This window comes from Sphingopyxis sp. USTB-05 (assembly GCF_023822045.1).
GTDB lineage: Bacteria > Pseudomonadota > Alphaproteobacteria > Sphingomonadales > Sphingomonadaceae > Sphingopyxis.
The window spans coordinates 4244512-4260819 of sequence record NZ_CP084712.1; the positions used below are offsets into that span (position 1 = coordinate 4244512).

At 65.7% G+C, this 16308-nt stretch carries 16 protein-coding genes; 1 reads left to right on the forward strand and 15 read right to left on the reverse strand.

The genetic code is table 11. The annotated features are described in order from the left end of the window. Positions 1-2: 2 nt before the first annotated feature. The 12 genes from fliP to fliE are packed head-to-tail and all read right to left on the reverse strand — an operon-like array spanning position 3 to position 9453. Positions 3-773 (reverse strand): flagellar type III secretion system pore protein FliP, encoded by a 771-nt coding sequence (fliP, locus tag KEC45_RS19695; RefSeq protein WP_062186097.1) that lies wholly within the window; start codon positions 771-773, stop codon positions 3-5. After that, the gene (locus KEC45_RS19700; protein WP_039577703.1) at positions 763-1041 is read right to left on the reverse strand and encodes a flagellar biosynthetic protein FliO; all 279 of its coding nucleotides are present in this window, start codon (positions 1039-1041) and stop codon (positions 763-765) included. Before KEC45_RS19700 ends, fliP begins: the two co-directional genes overlap by 11 nt. Next, a complete protein-coding gene (gene fliN, locus KEC45_RS19705; RefSeq protein WP_062186095.1) occupies positions 1041-1373 on the reverse strand; it encodes a flagellar motor switch protein FliN in 333 nt (110 codons plus the stop codon). Before fliN ends, KEC45_RS19700 begins: the two co-directional genes overlap by 1 nt. Then, positions 1366-2304, reverse strand: a complete 939-nt coding sequence (locus KEC45_RS19710) for a flagellar motor switch protein FliM (RefSeq protein ID WP_062186093.1) — start codon at positions 2302-2304, stop codon at positions 1366-1368. The genes fliN and KEC45_RS19710 overlap by 8 nt, the downstream gene beginning before the upstream one ends. Beyond that, positions 2301-2909, reverse strand: a complete 609-nt coding sequence (gene fliL, locus KEC45_RS19715; RefSeq protein WP_062186091.1) for a flagellar basal body-associated protein FliL — start codon at positions 2907-2909, stop codon at positions 2301-2303. Before fliL ends, KEC45_RS19710 begins: the two co-directional genes overlap by 4 nt. A 17-nt stretch (positions 2910-2926) precedes the next feature. Then, the gene (locus KEC45_RS19720; RefSeq protein ID WP_083436004.1) at positions 2927-4069 is read right to left on the reverse strand and encodes a flagellar hook-length control protein FliK; all 1143 of its coding nucleotides are present in this window, start codon (positions 4067-4069) and stop codon (positions 2927-2929) included. Beyond that, the gene (locus tag KEC45_RS19725; protein WP_062186087.1) at positions 4066-4512 is read right to left on the reverse strand and encodes a hypothetical protein; all 447 of its coding nucleotides are present in this window, start codon (positions 4510-4512) and stop codon (positions 4066-4068) included. Before KEC45_RS19725 ends, KEC45_RS19720 begins: the two co-directional genes overlap by 4 nt. Then, entirely contained in the window at positions 4509-5840 is a 1332-nt protein-coding gene (locus KEC45_RS19730) for a FliI/YscN family ATPase (protein WP_062186085.1), read from the reverse strand. The genes KEC45_RS19725 and KEC45_RS19730 overlap by 4 nt, the downstream gene beginning before the upstream one ends. Further along, positions 5837-6436, reverse strand: a complete 600-nt coding sequence (locus tag KEC45_RS19735) for a FliH/SctL family protein (RefSeq protein WP_062186083.1) — start codon at positions 6434-6436, stop codon at positions 5837-5839. The genes KEC45_RS19730 and KEC45_RS19735 overlap by 4 nt, the downstream gene beginning before the upstream one ends. Beyond that, positions 6429-7460 carry a flagellar motor switch protein FliG gene (gene fliG, locus KEC45_RS19740; protein WP_062186081.1) on the reverse strand — a complete coding sequence of 344 codons (1032 nt, stop codon included), beginning with the start codon at positions 7458-7460 and terminating at the stop codon, positions 6429-6431. The genes KEC45_RS19735 and fliG overlap by 8 nt, the downstream gene beginning before the upstream one ends. Beyond that, the gene (gene fliF / locus KEC45_RS19745; RefSeq protein ID WP_062186079.1) at positions 7453-9108 is read right to left on the reverse strand and encodes a flagellar basal-body MS-ring/collar protein FliF; all 1656 of its coding nucleotides are present in this window, start codon (positions 9106-9108) and stop codon (positions 7453-7455) included. Before fliF ends, fliG begins: the two co-directional genes overlap by 8 nt. 3 nt (positions 9109-9111) lie before the next feature. Beyond that, positions 9112-9453, reverse strand: coding sequence for a flagellar hook-basal body complex protein FliE (fliE, locus tag KEC45_RS19750; protein WP_062186077.1), 342 nt, complete (start codon positions 9451-9453; stop codon positions 9112-9114). 250 nt (positions 9454-9703) lie between these two features. Between fliE and KEC45_RS19755 the strand changes: the two genes are divergently transcribed. Then, on the forward strand, positions 9704-10531 hold the full coding sequence (locus KEC45_RS19755) for a flagellin (RefSeq protein WP_062187009.1): 828 nt from the start codon (positions 9704-9706) through the stop codon (positions 10529-10531). A gap of 209 nt (positions 10532-10740) precedes the next feature. Here KEC45_RS19755 and KEC45_RS19760 read toward each other — a convergent pair whose 3' ends face one another. From KEC45_RS19760 to KEC45_RS19770, 3 genes are read right to left on the reverse strand one after another with little or no spacing between them, the layout of a single operon-like run. After that, positions 10741-14019 carry an error-prone DNA polymerase gene (locus KEC45_RS19760; protein ID WP_062186075.1) on the reverse strand — a complete coding sequence of 1093 codons (3279 nt, stop codon included), beginning with the start codon at positions 14017-14019 and terminating at the stop codon, positions 10741-10743. Beyond that, positions 14016-15554, reverse strand: a complete 1539-nt coding sequence (locus tag KEC45_RS19765) for a DNA polymerase Y family protein (RefSeq protein WP_062186073.1) — start codon at positions 15552-15554, stop codon at positions 14016-14018. The genes KEC45_RS19760 and KEC45_RS19765 overlap by 4 nt, the downstream gene beginning before the upstream one ends. Then, a complete protein-coding gene (locus KEC45_RS19770; RefSeq protein WP_062187008.1) occupies positions 15457-16245 on the reverse strand; it encodes an ImuA family protein in 789 nt (262 codons plus the stop codon). Before KEC45_RS19770 ends, KEC45_RS19765 begins: the two co-directional genes overlap by 98 nt. Positions 16246-16308 lie beyond the last annotated feature (63 nt).

A 16308-nucleotide genomic window follows, 5' to 3' on the forward strand; every position in this document is an offset into this window, starting at 1 on the left:
CGCTAACTCACAAAAGAGGAAGCGAGCGATCCCATCGTCAGCGCCCAGCCGTCGACGAGAACGAAGAGCAGCAGCTTGAACGGCATCGAGATGATCGTCGGTGACAACATCATCATACCCAAGGACATCAGCGCCGAGGCGACGATCAGGTCGATGACGAGGAAGGGCAGGAAGATCAGGAAGCCGATCTGGAACGCGGTCTTGAGCTCGCTGGTAACGAACGCCGGCAGCAAGATCGAGAAAGGCACGTCCTTCGGGCTCGCATAGGTCGGCGCTTTCGCGATTTTGGCGAACATCATCAAGTCGGTCTTGCGCGTCTGCTTCATCATGAAACCGTGGAGCGCGGTGCCCGAGCGCGACACAGCCTCGCCGATGTCGATCTGTTCCTGGCCATAAGGCTCGATCGCGACGCGGTTCACTTCGCTGATCACGGGTTGCATCACGAATAGCGAGAGAAAGAGGCTGAGGCCCACCAGTACCTGATTCGGCGGCGTTTGCTGTAGCCCGAGCGCGTGGCGCAGAATCGACAGCACGATGATGATGCGTGTAAAGCTGGTCATCATGAGCAGCAGCGACGGCAGCACCGTCAACAGGCTCATCAGGACTAGGATCTGGAGCGACAGGCTCAGCGGCCGACCGTCGCCGCCGATTTCGCTCACCGCGCGATTGAGGCCGTCCGCCGCCTGCGCCCAGGCAGCAGGCGCCGCACAAAGCAGCGCGGCGCCGCCCGCGAGTGCGGCGGCGCGCAGCCAGAAGCGGCGATCAGTCCGCATGGAAATCGCCCTGGCTGTCGTCGGCGATGCGGGTAATCCCGTTACGCGAAACCGCGATCAACACGCGTTGTCCCGCGAATTCGACCACCGCGAGCTTCGATCCCGGGCCGAGCGGAAGCACGTCGATCATTTCGACTGCGCGCGTCTTTGTGGCGCCGCCGACGAGCGGTACGCCCATCTGGACGCGCTTCCACAGCCACAGGCTGCCCCACGCCATGCCGCCGACGAGCGGCAGCAGGATGAGCAGGCGGAGGATATATTCGAACATCAGCCTCTCCGCTCGAAACCTTCGAGGCCGCGTGCGGGCGCGACGACTTCGGCAACCTGAATGCCATAGCGGCCGTCGACGCTGACGATCTCACCCTTCGCGATGAGGGTGCCGTTGGCGTAGATGTCGAGGAGGTCGGTCGCGGCGCGGTCGAGTTCGATCACGCTGCCCTCGTCGATCGCAAGCAGTTCGGAAAGCGTCATCGACGTCGATCCAACCTCGACCGACACGCGCAGCGAGACGCCGGCAAGCAGGTCGAAATTGGGCGCGGCAGCAATGCTCTTGTCGCGCCGGTCGGCGCGCGCCTTCGGGGCGTCGCTGATATCAGTCATTGTCCGGTCCTTTTTCGATATGGTCTATCATGATCGCGGCATTGCCATTGGCTTCGCCGATGCTGCCGAGCGCGAAGCTGCGTCCGGCGACGGTCACCGGCACATGGCGCGGCATGGTAAGCGGGATGATGTCGCCGACCTCGAGCGCGAGCAACTTGACGAGGCTGATCTCTGGACGTGCGAGCACCGAGCGGACCGGCATGCGCACGTCGCGCAGCGCCTTGTCGAGCGCGCCCGCCCAAACAGGGTCGCCGCCGCCATTCGCCTGCATGTCGGGAAGCAGTTCGTCGCCTGCGATCCCCCGCAGCGCGGCGACGGGATAGGCGCACATGATCGTCCGTCCCTCGAACGGCGCGCCGCGCAGCGTGAAGCGCTGGACGAACAATTCATCGTCGGCGCGTACTGCGGCGAGCTTTGCGGGGTCGGCGGTGACGCAATCAAGTTCGGGTTCGATCGCAAGCTTGCCGCGCCATGCGGCGGCAAGTTGCAAACCGATGTCACGGCCGAGACGTGCTGCGAAGCGATCCTCGGCGTCGGTCAGTTCCTCGCGCTCGGCGGCGAGCTGGCCGCGACCTCCGTAGAAGATGTCGACCAGCTGGAGCAGCAGCGAGCGCGACCCTGCGAGCAGCACCGGGCCCTTGAGCGGCGGTGCATGATAGCGCCAGAAAATGGCGGGGGCCGCGGACGCGCTCCACTCGGCAAAGCTCATCTGTTCGGCGCCCGACCGTTCGACCTGGATCGCCGGCGCGCCGAGCGCGCGGACGAGATCGCGCAAGCTGCGCGCAAACTGGTTCGCCACGCTCTCAAGCGCGGGGAAGGCATAGCCGTCCGCTGCTCTGCGCAGCAGCAGCGACTCTTTGGTGTCCGCAGGTGCGGCCGCAGCTGCGGCCGGTGCCTTCACGGCTTTGACGGTTTTGGTGCTGGTGGTCACTGAATCACCAGGCTTGTGAAATAGACATTGTCGATACCCCCGAAACCTTCCTTTTCACGCAGCACATCGTTGATTGCGGCGGTCAACTGACGTTGAAGCCGCTGTTTCCCCTGTGATGTGGAGAGCAGAGCCGGATCCTGTTCGGCGAGCACCATTAGCACGACCGAACGAATTGGCACGGCCTGCCGTTTGATATTATTGATAACCTTGCCGTCATAGAAGGTCGAAAGGCTGATACCGATCTGCAGGAAGCCTGAACCGTCGGCAAGGTTCGTCGTGAAGCTGTCGGTGATCGGATAATAGGTGATCTCATATTTCTTGGGATCGACCTTGAACTTGTCGTTCGGGACCGACACGGTGCCGACCTTCGGCGGCGCTTCCTTTTCCTCGCCTTCGGCACCGGCCGCTTCGGCCTCGCCTTCGCTGCGCACGACAAGCTTGGGAAAATGATCCTCAGGCTTCGCCTCATGTGCGGAGAGCGCGCCGAAATAGATGCCGGCACCCGCGCCCGCGCCGATCAGCGCGATGGCGGCGATGCCGATGAACAGCAGCTTCTTGAACTTGCCCTTTTTCTTGGGGGCGCCTTCGACATTATCCTTGGCCATGGTGGGACCCTTTCTGATCAGGCAAAGCGGCCGCGGCGGTCGGCGGCACGCTCTTCGTCACGCGGCTCGGCGCGTTCGGTGGCGGTTTCGATTAGGTGGGTGGTTGCGCGGCCATGGCCTTGGCTGTGGCTTTGCGACTGGCGTCCGGTCTCGCCGGGCGTGCAGGTTACTTCGGCGCCGGCGACGCGGACGCCTTGCTGGCGCAGTTCGTCGACGAGGCGGCCCTGCGCGACGGTGACGATCGTCGCGGTCGCTTCATGATGGGTGTCCATCTTCAACGACACGCCTTCGTCGCCCATTTGCATCGCAACGTCGAGCCGGCCGAGATGCTTCGGCATCAGGCGAAAGCTGATGTCGCCGCTGTCCGATTTCGTCGCGGCGATGTCATGCGCGAGCTGGTCGATCCATGCGCCGTCGCTGTCCATGTCGAGCACCCGTTCGGCGATCACCGCGGGCGCCGCCGCTTGTGCGAGCGTTGCAGCCCCTTGTGCGGCGGGCTGGGCGAAGAGGATCGTCATCGACGGCGCTGCCTCGATAGGCTTGGCGATGGGTGCGTCGATGCCGGGGAGGACCGCCGCCGCTGCGGCATCGCGCGGGCGCGGGGCAACGGGAAGTGCAGGCGCGCCGGCGTCGGCCGGAGCTGCGGCGGCTTCTGCAGGTTTTGCGGGTTTCGTCGCAGCAGGGACGACGGCCGCCACGATCGCGGCCCAATTCGTGGCCGGCGCAGTCGCCACGGTTTCACCGGTTTCCAGGGTTTCGGGCGACGCGGCGTCCGCTTCGGGCTTCGCTGTTACCGGCTTGCCTGGTGCGGGCGCCGCGCCGGCGATGTTGCCGTTCAGCGCGATCAAAAGATTTGTGGCCAATGCCGCCGGATCGGCTTTGGCCGGTTCAGCCTTTATCACCGGGGTTTCGACGGCGACGTCGGCTTCGGCCGGGGTTTCGGCCTGCGGAGCAGGCGAATTGGCGCCCAGCGCGGGATCAATCTTGATCGCGACGGCGGTATGAGCGGCCGGGGCGACCGCGACCGGCGCTGCGGCGAGTAACTGGTCGAAACCGCCTTCGCCGCCTTCCACCGGAAGCTGGCCGATGTTGGCGAGGAAGGTCGCAAAGCCTGCGGGCATTGCGCCCTGCGGCGTGGGGAGAGAGGACGCGCTCATCATGCCGCGCCGCCTTCGATCAGACGCAGGCGCATACCCGTGCGCGGACGGTGCGGGCGATTGGCGTCGTCGCGGCGTTCCTGTTCGGCTTCGGCCGACTTGCGGCTGCGTTCGTACAGGCGAACCGCCGATTCTTCCTTCGCCATCGCGCTCTGCGCGAGCGCACCCGCCTGGTCGCGACGCTGGCTGGCATTGCTCAGCGGTGCGGTCAGGCTTTCCTGCGCGATATCGAGCCGCATTGCGAGCTCGCCCATCGTGTTGAGCGCGCGACCCGCGACCGCACCCTTCGCCATGGCGAGGTCGACGCGCAGCGTCTCAAGCCGCTTCGCCAGTTCGACCAGGCTTGCCAGTTCGCCATTGGCGCGCGCCAGATTGGCTTCCGCCATCTGATGTTCGACGGAGCGCACGCGGATGATACGTTTGCGGCGTGCGGTACGGGCGTTCATGCGGAATATCCTTCAATCAGGGCTTGGCGGGAAATGTCGAAATCGACCTGCGCCTTGGCAGGCTGCGAAACATAGGCGAGCTGGTCGGCGTGGCGTGCGATCGCGGTGTCGAGCACGGGGTCGGCGCCGGCGACGTAGGCGCCCATCAACATCAGGTCGCGATTCTCTTCATAGGCGGACCAGAGCTGGCGGAAGCGCGCGGCGGCGGCGGCATGCTCGGGATCGACCGAATCGACCATCGTGCGCGATAGCGAACGGGCGACATCGATCGCGGGATAGACGCCCTGTTCGGCGAGCTGGCGCGACAGGATGATATGGCCGTCGACGATCGCGCGTGCCGAGTCGACGACCGGGTCGTCGATATCGCCGCCGTCGGCGAGCACGGTGTAGAGCGCGGTGATCGAGCCGCCGGTCTCGCGGTCGATGCCGGCGCGTTCGCACAGCGACGGAATGAGCGCGAACACCGATGGCGGGTAGCCCTTCATCGTCGGCGGCTCACCCAGCGTCAGGCCGATCTCGCGCTGCGCATGGGCGACGCGGGTCAGGCTGTCGATCAACAGCAGCACCTTCTTGCCCTCAGCGCGGAAGGCTTCGGCGATCGCGGTCGCGCGCATCGCGGCGCGCAGGCGGAGCAAAGGCGGATGGTCGGCGGGAACCGCGACGACGACCGATTTTTTGCGGACTTCGGGGGGCAGCTTGGTTTCGACGAAATCGCTGACTTCGCGGCTGCGCTCGCCGATCAGCCCGACGACGATGACGTCGCATTCGGTCCCAGCAATCATCTGGCCCATCAGCACGGACTTGCCGACGCCCGAACCCGCGATGATCGCGACGCGCTGGCCTTCGCCGACGGTGAGCAGGCCGTTGATCGCGCGCACGCCCATGTTGAGCGCGCGGGTGACGCGGCCGCGGCGCAGCGGATTGACCTTGCGCCCGGCGAGCGGCCATTGGAATTGCGACTTGATCGCGGGGCGACCGTCGAGCGGGTTGCCCTGTGCATCCATGATGCGGCCGAGCAAGGTCTTGCCGACGGGCACCATGCTCGATGCGCCATGCGGTTCGACCGGCGCACCGGTCACCAGCGGCTTGTTCATGTCAAAGGGAAGGACAAGGCTGCGGTGACCGCGAAAGCCGACGACCTCGCCATAGACATAGTCGTTGTCGGCCGACCGGATGCGGACATTGCTGCCGAGCGGCATCGGGAAACCCGACACTTCGAGCATGATGCCTTCGTGCGAGACGAGCGTCCCGACGCGGCGCGGGCTGGCGTGCGCCAAGTCGACGGGATCGAGCAATTGCTGTGCGGAGAGGGCGAGGCGGCGCGTCACGCGGCTTCCCTTTCGCCAAGTGCCGAGCGCAGCTCTTCGAGATAAACCGCGCGGCCATGCTCGATCCAGCCGGTCGAGGTTTCGATCCGCACCGTACCGCGCATCATCGCGGTATCGCTTTCGATCGCCATTGCGAGCGGCGCATCGGCGAGCAGCGCGGCATCCTCGGGATGGACCCAGAGCGTGCGCGCCTTGTCGGCGTCGGCGATCATCGCGGCGGCCGTTTCGACCTGCGCTTGCAACCATTCGGTATCGATCGGCGCGGTCGCGACGATCTGGCGGACCAGCCGCTCGACGGTGGTGGCGATCAGTTGCGCCAGTTCCTCGCTCGGCTCGTCCTGCAGTGCCTCGGCGCCGGCGAGCAGCGCTAGGAGCTGGTGGCGTTCGGCGACAAAGGCCGCTTCGGCGAGGCGCTGGCCTTCGGCGAGGCCAAGCGCGAACGGGTCGTCGAGATCGGGCTCGTCGAAGCTTTCCTCGACAGGCTGCGGCGCATAGGCCGATGGTGCGAAGGAGATCGGGCGAAAGCCGTTACCGCGCGCCATCGCGTCGGTAAGGCTGACAGGCGCGAAGCCGGTCTCGGAAGTGCGATCAGACATAGTCGTCGCCTCCGCCCGCGATCATGATTTCGCCGGCTGCGGCCATCTGGCGCACGATCTGCATCACGCTCTTCTGCGCGTCGTCGACGTCGGCGCGCTTGACCATCGTCATTTCGGCCATCTCGTCGCGGATCGTTTCGGCGGCACGCTGCGACATGGTGGCGAGGCACATGTCGACCATATCCTCGTCGGCGCCCTTGAGCGCGATCGCGAGCTGGGCGGCATCGACCGAGCGCAGCACGCTGCTGAGGCTCTTTTTGTCGAGGTCGCGCAGATTTTCGAAGATGAACATTTCCTCCTCGATCGTCTGGGCGAGGATGCGGTCGTGCTTCTTCAGCGAACGGAGCGTGCGTTCCGAGAGCTGCTTCGGCATCTTCTTCATGATCTTTGCGACGTCGCTCGGGCCGCCGATCGCCTGTTTGGCGACGCGCTGGCCGTCGACATTCGCGCTGGCGAGGACCGATTCCAGATCTTCGATCGCGGCGGCGGGGACCGAGGTGAGCATTGCGGCGCGCAGCACCAGGTCGGCCTGCAGCACTTCGTCGAGCGTTTCGATCGCACGCGCGGCGACATCGGGGACGAGCACCGAAAGGATCAGCGCGCCGACCTGCGGATGCTCGCTGGCGAGCAGGCCGCTGATCGCATCGACGTCCATCCAGCGCAGCATTTCGAGCGACGCGGCGCTCCGCTGCGGTGCGACGGCGGCCAGGATATTGTCGGCGCGGACGTTGCCGACGGCTTCGTTGATCACGGTACGGATGCGCATGTCGGCGCCGATCGCGAGCGCGCTGACGTCGCGGCTGCGCGTTACGAAGCGGTCGAGCGCGAGCCCGATCTGCTGTTCGCTGGCATTGGCGGTGTCGAACATCGCCTTGGCAAGCTGGCGTACTTCATCGGGATCGAGCTGCTTCAGGATCGTTGCGGCTTCGCTTTCGTCGAGCAGCATCAGCAGGATCGCGGCGGCGGCCGACCCTTCGATTGCGGCCGGTACGGGGGCGTTATCCAGTTCGGCGACGTCAGGCACGGGCGCCCTCCTGCATCAGGTGGCGGACGACGAGCGCGGCGCGCGCCGAGTCCTGGCGGACAAAGGCGCGGACCAAGTTCGCGCGCGCTTCATAGCTCGGCGCCTGCTCGATCATCTCGAGCGTGATTTCGCGCCCGGCGTGACCGCTGGCGAGCGCCGGGCGGTCGGTGGCGGCGAGCAGCGAGGCTTCGAGTTCCTGATTTTGCGCGATGCGCTTGGCGGCGCGCTCCTTGGCGGCGCGGATCATGGGACGGCCGATGAACAGGAAAGCGAGCAGTGCGGCGAGGATCGCGCCGACCTGCTTGACCAGCGGCAGGAACCAGCCCTGGTCGTAGAAAGCGGGCGACGTGTCCTCGACCAGTGCGAACGGGCGCTGGTTGATCGCAACCAGATCGCCGCGCGTTGCGTCATATCCGATCGCGCCCTTCACCAGATTGTCGATCTTGGTGAGGTCCGCCTGCGTCAGCGCCTTTTTGCCCTGATTGAGCGCGACGGCGACCGAAACGCGGCGCAGCTTGCCCTGGGGCGAGTGTGTCACCGAAATCTCGCGGCCGACTTCATAGGCGCGCGCGGCATTTTCATTGCTCTCGGTTCCGGGCGCGGGCGCCGCGCCGGGGGGAACCGTCTGCGGGCCGGTCGCGGTGACCGTCGTGGCCTGCGGCGGCTGGTTCGACAGGGCGCCGGGGATGCCGACCGCAGGGGCGCTCGTGCCGCTGGTCGAACGGGTGATTTGTTCGCTGGTCAGCGCGCGGTCATTCTCAGGAAAGCTTTCGCGCGTCGCCTGGCTTTCCGACATATCGACGTCGGCGTGGACCTCGACGGTATAATTGCCGGCACCGAGCATCGGGCCAAGCAGCGTGTCGAGCGCGCGGCGGAAGCGGTCTTCGACCTGAAGCTGGAGCTGGAACGCTTTCATGTCGCTACCCGATGCGGTGTCGGAGAGCAGGGCGCCGCGCTGGTCGATCACGGAAACCTGATCGGCGTTCATGCCGGGGACCGACGAGGCGACGAGGAAACGGATCGCCTGAACCTGGCCGTCGCTGAGTGAGCGGCCGTTCTGAAGCGTCAGCATGACCGACGCGGTGGCGGGCTTGTCTTCGCGGACGAATAGGCTGGGTTCGGCGGCGGCGACGTGGACGCGGGCGCTCTTGACCGCGTCGATCGTCTCGATCGTCCGCGACAGGTCGGCTTCGCGCGCCGAACGCAGCGCTTCGCCCTCGATCGCGCGGCTCGACCCCATGGGAAGCGCGGCGATCAGGCTGTCGCCGCTCGGCGCCGCCTTGGGCAACCCCTGTCCGGCGAGCGCGATGCGCGCCTGATGCAATTTGTCGGCATCGACGGTCAGCGCGCCGGTGGTGGGGTCGATGCTGTGCGCGATGCCCTGCGTCTGCAGCGCGTCGGCGACCGCGGCCTTGTCGGTGTCGTCGAGCCCGGCGAAAAGCTGCGCCTGCGGCGCGGCCTGCATCGTGAAATAAGCGAGCGCGGCGATGCCGATCGCCGAGGTCATCGCAATCGCGGGCAGCGCGCGCTGCACCGCGGGCTGGCGGAAGAAGCCGGTGAGCGGGGCGAGCCGGCCGCCGAGGACGGGGGCGGGGAGGCGGTTCGCGGAGCCGTCGTCGACGGGGGTAAGGATCTGGGTCTCGGCCATGGATTATACCGGCATGTTCATGATGTCGCGATACGCGGACAGCAGCTTGTTGCGGACTTGCAGGGTGGTTTCGAAACCGAGCGAGGCTTTCTGCCGTTCGATCATCACGCTGACGATGTCGTGCGTGTCGCCGCGCTCATAGGCTTCGCTGATCTGGCTCGCCTTCGACTGCTGCGCGTTGACCTGTTGCAGCGCATTGTTGATCGCGGCGCCGAAATCGGGGGCGCCTTCGGTGCTTGCGCCGCCGCCGATACCGCCACGCCCCGCGGCGCGCTGCAGCGCCTGGTTCTGATTGAGAATCGAACTGCGCATCTGCAGCAGCCGGCTCGGGTCAATCGTGCTCATTGCTTCTTCATCCGTCCTGATGCGCGGCGGTCTGCCGCACGCACAAATAAGAATGCAAAGCGCGTGCCAAAAATTTTAATGGCGTATTTTCAATAGATTGATCGAGGTGCAGCCAGTCCTTCGGTGGCCTTTGGCGTTTTTTTGACGCGGGCGCTTAATCGCCGGTGGGCGCCGCCGTTACTGCTTTCGTGACCGCTCCTCGAGCCCTCACATCATGGGAATGGCCATCGAGGCCGGAAAGGAACAAGTAATGACCGTCATCAACACCAATGTGAGCGCGCTTCGCGCCCAGAATAACTCGCGTGTTGCCAACCAGATGCAGTCGCAGGCGATGGAACGCCTGTCGAGCGGCAAGCGCATCAACGCTGCCAAGGACGACGCTGCCGGTCTCGCCATCGCGACTCGTATGGAAGCCAACGCCCGCGGCCTGACGCAGGCGATCCGCAACGCCAACGACGGCATCTCGCTGGCGCAGACCGCCGACACCGCCGCCGGCAGCATTTCGGACATTCTGGTCCGTATGCGTGAACTGGCGCTTCAGGCCTCGACCGGCACGAACGGCACGACCGACCGCGCCGCCGTCCAGACCGAAGTCGCCGCGCTGATCTCGCAGATCGGTGACGTTGCATCGCGTACCACCTTCAACGGCAACACGCTGATCAACGGCGGCGTCTCGACCACCGCTGGTTTCGACATCCAGACCGGCCTTAACGCCACGGAAGTCGTGAACATCCGCATCGCCAACCTCAACGCTACGGGTCTCGGCGTGAACGCGCTCGACTTCTCGACCGCTGCCGGCGCGACCGGTGCGCTTGCGACGCTCGACACGGCGATCCAGACGGTTGCTACCGAACGTGCGAACCTTGGTGCGCAGCAGAACCGCCTGACCTCGGCTGTCGATAATTTGACGTCGAGTGTCACGAATATGTCGGAATCGAAGTCGCGCATCGAAGACGCCGATTTCTCGGTCGAATCGACGAACCTCGCGGCTGCCGGCATCCTGGCGCAGGCATCGACCGCGATGCTCGCCCAGGCGAACCAGAGCTCGCAGGGCGTGATGAACCTGCTCCGCGGCTAAACTTCGCGAACAAATTTCAGGCTATATTTGGTTGGTCCCTTAGATAGCCTGATCCGATGCCCCGGCCCCCACAGCCGGGGCATCATCTTTTCTCGCGAAGGCGCGGCACCGGCCCGCTCCCCCACCCGGCCTCCCATAGAATACTATGTGGGGAGGCCGGGTGGGGGAGCGGGCCGGTGCTGCTTCCGGCGTCAGCCGGAAAACGCAGCTCAATGAAAATCACGCGACTTGGGCAGGATGCGGACGTCGCGCGGATGACCATGTTTCGTCGCATAACCGCGCGGTAGCTGCGGATGCTTGACCTCGTCGGCACGGCAGACTTCGGGTTCGAAACGCCGGTCGCTCCCCAGCGTGTCGAGCATTTGGGTGCGATCGACGATCCGCGTCGCCATCAGGTGGATCACGCCTTCCTTGCTGCGCTGTACTTCGCCCTCGGCCAGCATCAGCCGCGACGCCATGACGGCACGGCGATAGCGTTCGAAATGGCGCGCCCATAACAGGATGTTGACGATCCCGCCCTCATCCTCGAGCGTGATGAAGATCGCATTGCCCTTCCCCGGCCGCTGACGGATCAGCACGACGCCCGCGGTGCGGACGATCGACCCGTTCTTCGCGGCAGAGACCTGCGAAGCGCTCAATATGCCTTCGCGCTCGAAATCGCGGCGCAGGAACGCCATCGGATGGCCTTTCAGCGACAGCCGCGTCGTCTGATAATCGGTGAGCACATGTTCGACCATCGGTGTCGGCGGCAACTGCGGATCCTCCTCGGCGCCAAGCTCGTCGGTTTCGGCCGCGCCGAACAGCGGCAGCACGCCCTGCCGGACGCGGCGGGCATCCCAGAGTGCAGGACGGCGGTCGAGCCCCATCGACCGGCACGCATCCGCCTCGGCCAGCAGGCGCAGCGCGCGTGAGGGCAGGTTCGCGCGGCGCGCCAGCTCCTCGACCGAGGCGAAGGGCGTAGCGCGCGCATCGGCGATTGCTTTCGCCCATTCCTCACGAAACCCGTCGACCTGCCGAAAGCCGAGCCGCAGCGCGAGGCTGCCGTCGTCGCGCCGTTCGAGGCTGTTGTCCCAATGGCTGGCGTTGACGTCGACCTCGCGCACCTCGACCCCATGTTCGCGCGCATCGCGGACGAGCTGGGCCGGGGCATAGAAGCCCATCGGCTGCGAATTAAGGATACCGCACGCGAAGACCGCGGGGTGATAATGCTTGATCCACGAGGAGACGTAGACAAGCCGCGCGAAGGATTGGGCGTGGCTTTCGGGAAAGCCGTAACTGCCGAAGCCTTCGATCTGCTTGAAACAGCGTTCGGCGAATTCTTTTTCGTAGCCGCGCGCAACCATCCCGCCGACCATTTTCTCACGGAAATTGTCGATCGTTCCGACGTTGCGAAAAGTTGCCATTGCTCGTCGCAGACCGTTGGCTTCCTCGGGCGTGAAGCCAGCCGCTGTGATCGCCAAGCTCATCGCCTGCTCCTGAAACAGCGGCACGCCAAAGGTGTGGCCCAGAACTTCGCGCAATTCATTGGGGTCATGGGGCGGAGCGGGGGAGGGATATTCGACCTCCTCCTCCTTATTTCGGCGGCGCAGATAGGGATGCACCATATCGCCCTCAATCGGCCCGGGACGAACGATCGCGACCTGCACAACCAGATCATAGAGCTTTCGGGGCCGCAGGCGCGGCAGCATGTTGATCTGCGCGCGGCTCTCGACCTGAAAGACCCCGATGCTGTCGCCCTTGCAAAGCATGTCGTAAACCGCCGGATCCTTGGAATCGATGTCGAGTTCCAGCGTGTGGTCGCCCAGCCCATGCTCGCGCATCAGATCGTAGCATTTGCGGATACAGGTCAGCATGCCGAGTGCCAGCACATCGACCTTCATCAGCCCAAGCGCGTCGATGTCGTCCTTGTCCCATTCGATGAAGGTGCGATCCTCCATCGCGGCATTATGGATCGGCACCAGCTCGTCGAGCCGCCCTTCGGTGAGGACGAAGCCCCCGACATGCTGTGATAAATGCCGCGGTGCCTTTAGAAGTTCGCCGACGAAGCGGTGCAGCCGCTCGATTTCGCCGTTGTGGGGATTGAGTCCGGCTTCGGCGAGCCGCTCGACGGGTACCTCGTCGCCCCAACTGCCCCAACTCGTGTCCGCGAGCCGCGCCGTGACGTCCTCGCTGAATCCCAGCGCCTTGCCGACCTCGCGGATCGTACTGCGCGGACGATAATGGATGACGGTTGCAGCGATCGCCGCACGGTCGCGCGTATAGCGGTCGTAGATATATTGGATCACCTCTTCGCGTCGCTCATGCTCGAAATCTACGTCGATGTCGGGGGGCTCGTCGCGCTCGGCCGATACGAAGCGCGAAAAGAGCAGCTTGTGTTCGTCCGGATCGACCGAGGTGACCCCAAGCAGAAAGCAGACGATCGAATTGGCCGCCGACCCACGGCCCTGGCACAGGATCGGCGGCTCCTGCGCCCGTGCGAAACGGACGAGATCGTAGACGGTCAGGAAATAATAGACATAGTTCCGTCGTCGGATCAGGCGGAGTTCGTTGCCGATCATCTTGCGGATCTTCGGCTTCAGCGGTGCGCCATAGCGTTTTTCCGCCGCCGTCTTCACCAGATGGTGGAGATAGTTGAAGGGCTTCCAGCCTGGCGGCACCGGCTCGTGCGGATATTCGTAGCGCAGATCGTCGAGGCGAAAGCCGATACGGCCGAGCAGCTTCGCGCTCGCGTCGATTGCCCTGGGATGAAACGCGAAAAGTCGTCGCATTTCGGCCGGCGGCTTCAGATAGCGTTCGGCATTGGCGCGCAGCCGCTTGCCCGCCTTATGAATGGTGACGCCTTCGCGGATGCAGGTGATGATATCATGGAGAGGGCGCTGTGCGGCGGTCGCATACAGCGCGTCGTTGGTCGCGAGCAGGGGGACGTTGGTTGCTGCCGACAGCCGCTGAAGTTCGGCCAATCGCCGCGCGTCGGCACCCGATTGCGGCATCGTCGCCGCCAGCCACACCGATTTCGGACGCGCGCGCTTGAGCGTGCGGAGCAGCGCCTCGTCACCATCCATCGCGATCAACAGCAGATCGTCACAATGGCCAAGCAGATCTTCGAGGTGGAGGATGCAGTCGCCCTTTTCGGCTCGCAGGTTGCCGGTCGAAAGGAGCCGCGTCAGCCGGCCCCAGCCGTGTCGGCTGATCGGATAGGCGACGATGTCGGGCGTGCCGTCGGCGAAGACGAGCCTTGCGCCGACCACCAGCCGAAAGTCTTTCACCATCTCGGGCTGCTTCACCTGCACCTCTTTGAGGAATGCCCACGCCCTGACCACCCCCGCGACGCTGTTGCGGTCGGCGATGCCGATGCCGGTCATGCCGAGGGCGATTGCCTCTGCCACCATCTCGGCGGGGTGCGAGGCGCCGCGCAGGAAGCTGTAGTTGGTCGCCGCGATCAGTTCGGCGAAGCCGGTTTCGGGGCCGGGCTGGGGCGCCTCGCTCATGCGAAGACCCCGTGGATATACCAGCGGGGGTCGGGCTTTTCATCGTAGAGACCGTGGCGGAAGAGCCAGAAGCGCCGGCCCTGCGCATCCTCGACCCGGTAATAGTCGCGCGTCAGTCCGCCATTGTCTCGGCGCCGCCACCATTCGGCGGCAATGCGTTCCGGCCCTTCGTAGCGGCGCACGGCATGAAAATCGCGGCGCCAACGGAAACGCTGCGGAGGGCCGTCAGGCACTTCGGCGATCACCTCGATCGGTTGCGGCGGATCGAACAGGTGGAAAGGGCGCGTCGGCGGCTCGCCGGGCTCGGGCGTCTGCCAAGGTAGCAGCGACGGTGCGTCGACTGCGGGCAGCTCGAGCTGCGCCTGCTCGGGAATATGCGTGTCGACGGGGCGGAGGCGTCGCACACGACCGCGTCCAAGCCGCGTCGCGAGACGGTCGGCGAGCTCGTCGATCGCGGCCTCCTTTACCGCGCCGCCCTCGAGCCTCAGTTGGCTTGCGCCGAGCGCCTCGAGCCGCGGCACCGCAAGGCGGATCATGTCGAAGCCGAAGCCGGGGTCGAGCGGGTCGGCGAGGCTGTCCATACGCTCGGCGAACAGGCGCATGACGAGTCCGGTGTCGCGGGTCGGGTGGCCGGTTTCGATCGCGATGCTGCGCGCAAGGCCGTCGCTGCGAAAGAAGGTCGCCCTGAAATGGCGCCCGCCCTTGCCGCGCTCGGCGAGGTCTTCGATCGCTTCGGCAGCAAGTTCGGCAAGGATTTTGGTGGCGTGCGCGGTACTGCCAAGCGGCTCGGCAAAGCGGCGTTCGGTGATCACTGGCGGCGCTGCGACGCGCGGATCAAGCGGGCTCGGCGCGTCGCCCAATATCCGGCGCAGCGCCATCGCGGCGTCGGCGCCGAAGCGCGCGGCGAGGTTCGCCATCGGGCGGCTCGCAAGGTCGCCGATCGTCTTGAGCCCCGCGCGCACAAGCGCGGTTGTCGCCTCGGTCTCAAGTTCGAGCGCGGCAACCGGAAGACGGCGGATCGCTTGTCCTTCGTCGGGGGCGGGGCGTGCCTGATACCGCGCGAGCGCGCGTGCGGCGTCGGCGGTAGGGCCCAGTGCGTGGCGGAGTGTTACGCCAAGCCGCGTAAGGCGCATATCGAGGTCGGCGATCAGTCCCGCCTCGTCGCCGAAGAGATGCCCGGTGCCAGCAATGTCTAGGATCAGGCCGTCGGGGGCGTCGAGCGCGACAAGCGGAGAATAGCGTGCGCAGCCCTGTGCGAGTCGATCGAGCCATTCATGGTCGAGTCCCGGATCGTGCGACACGACGGCGAGTTCGCCAACCTGCGCGCGCGCATCGGCAAGCGGCATGCCGGGGCGCAGTCCGACCGCAAGCGCCGCCGCGTCGACGCTCGCGATTCGCATCGCGCCGCGCTGCTTTTCGGCGAAGACGAGCGGTGCGTCAGGCGGCCGCGGCGCCGTGCGAAGCCATCGCTCGGCGGGCAGGAAGGGGAAGAAGAGCGCCAGATAGCGCCGTGTCCCCAAATCGGTTTTCGTCATGGTTCCAGTCCAGTCGCCAGCGAGCGGGTGCAGAGCCGCCGCGCCAGCGCAGCAATTCGAGGTCGAAGGCGGGTGCGCCGGGGGCGTTTGCTTCGAGAGCATGTGATGCGGCCGCTGCGACGCTCCAGCGCGTCTCGGCGACACTCGGTGCCGGCACCGCATTGAGGCGGAGCATCAGTAAGGTCGTGCCAGCATCGCGTGCTCCGAGGGCGAGGCGGCGTCCCGCTGTCAGATCGAGCAAAGGGAATTTGCCCCAGCTTTCGACGATCACCGCCGCCGATCCCGCGCAGCGGATCGCATCGTTCGCGCAGGCGAGCAGCATTTTGGGATCGGCGGTCTCGACGAGCAAAAGCCGGTCGGGGTCGCCACCCAGCTCGGCGATGCCAGGGGCGTAGATATGGCCGGTACGCTTCCCGGCATCGGTGGTACGCAGCCAGATCAGCGGCGCTTTGCCCGGGGTGCGTAAGGCCATGAGCCCCGCAAAGGCAGCGGCGCTCGTCGCGTCGAGCGCATCGGCGGCGAAAAATTCATGGGTACGTCCGACTGCAAGTCCGCCGCCGATCGCGGCGTCGAAGCGCGCGTGCCCGCTCTCCAGCCAGCCGTCGGTCCGGCGGCTTTCGAAACCGCCATCGGCGGCCAGCCGGGCGATGCGTTGGCGCAGCCCGGCGAGTATGGGGGACGACTCGCGCATCATTTGTTCCTGATATGTTCCATTAGCGCTTTTGGGATGGCGCTTGTCAAGAAGGGTCGGGAA

Bases quoted from the DNA above. Each gene is read 5' to 3' on its own strand.
- KEC45_RS19755 (WP_062187009.1), top strand. From the start codon at position 9,704: ATGACCGTCATCAACACCAATGTGAGCGCGCTTCGCGCCCAGAATAAC.
- fliP (WP_062186097.1), bottom strand. From the start codon at position 773: ATGCGGACTGATCGCCGCTTCTGGCTGCGCGCCGCCGCACTCGCGGGC.
- KEC45_RS19770 (WP_062187008.1), bottom strand. From the start codon at position 16,245: ATGCGCGAGTCGTCCCCCATACTCGCCGGGCTGCGCCAACGCATCGCC.
- fliF (WP_062186079.1), bottom strand. From the start codon at position 9,108: ATGGCCGAGACCCAGATCCTTACCCCCGTCGACGACGGCTCCGCGAAC.
- KEC45_RS19700 (WP_039577703.1), bottom strand. From the start codon at position 1,041: ATGTTCGAATATATCCTCCGCCTGCTCATCCTGCTGCCGCTCGTCGGC.
- KEC45_RS19765 (WP_062186073.1), bottom strand. From the start codon at position 15,554: ATGACGAAAACCGATTTGGGGACACGGCGCTATCTGGCGCTCTTCTTC.
- fliN (WP_062186095.1), bottom strand. From the start codon at position 1,373: ATGACTGATATCAGCGACGCCCCGAAGGCGCGCGCCGACCGGCGCGAC.
- KEC45_RS19760 (WP_062186075.1), bottom strand. From the start codon at position 14,019: ATGAGCGAGGCGCCCCAGCCCGGCCCCGAAACCGGCTTCGCCGAACTG.
- KEC45_RS19735 (WP_062186083.1), bottom strand. From the start codon at position 6,436: ATGTCTGATCGCACTTCCGAGACCGGCTTCGCGCCTGTCAGCCTTACC.
- fliL (WP_062186091.1), bottom strand. From the start codon at position 2,909: ATGGCCAAGGATAATGTCGAAGGCGCCCCCAAGAAAAAGGGCAAGTTC.
- KEC45_RS19720 (WP_083436004.1), bottom strand. From the start codon at position 4,069: ATGATGAGCGCGTCCTCTCTCCCCACGCCGCAGGGCGCAATGCCCGCA.
- fliE (WP_062186077.1), bottom strand. From the start codon at position 9,453: ATGAGCACGATTGACCCGAGCCGGCTGCTGCAGATGCGCAGTTCGATT.
- KEC45_RS19725 (WP_062186087.1), bottom strand. From the start codon at position 4,512: ATGAACGCCCGTACCGCACGCCGCAAACGTATCATCCGCGTGCGCTCC.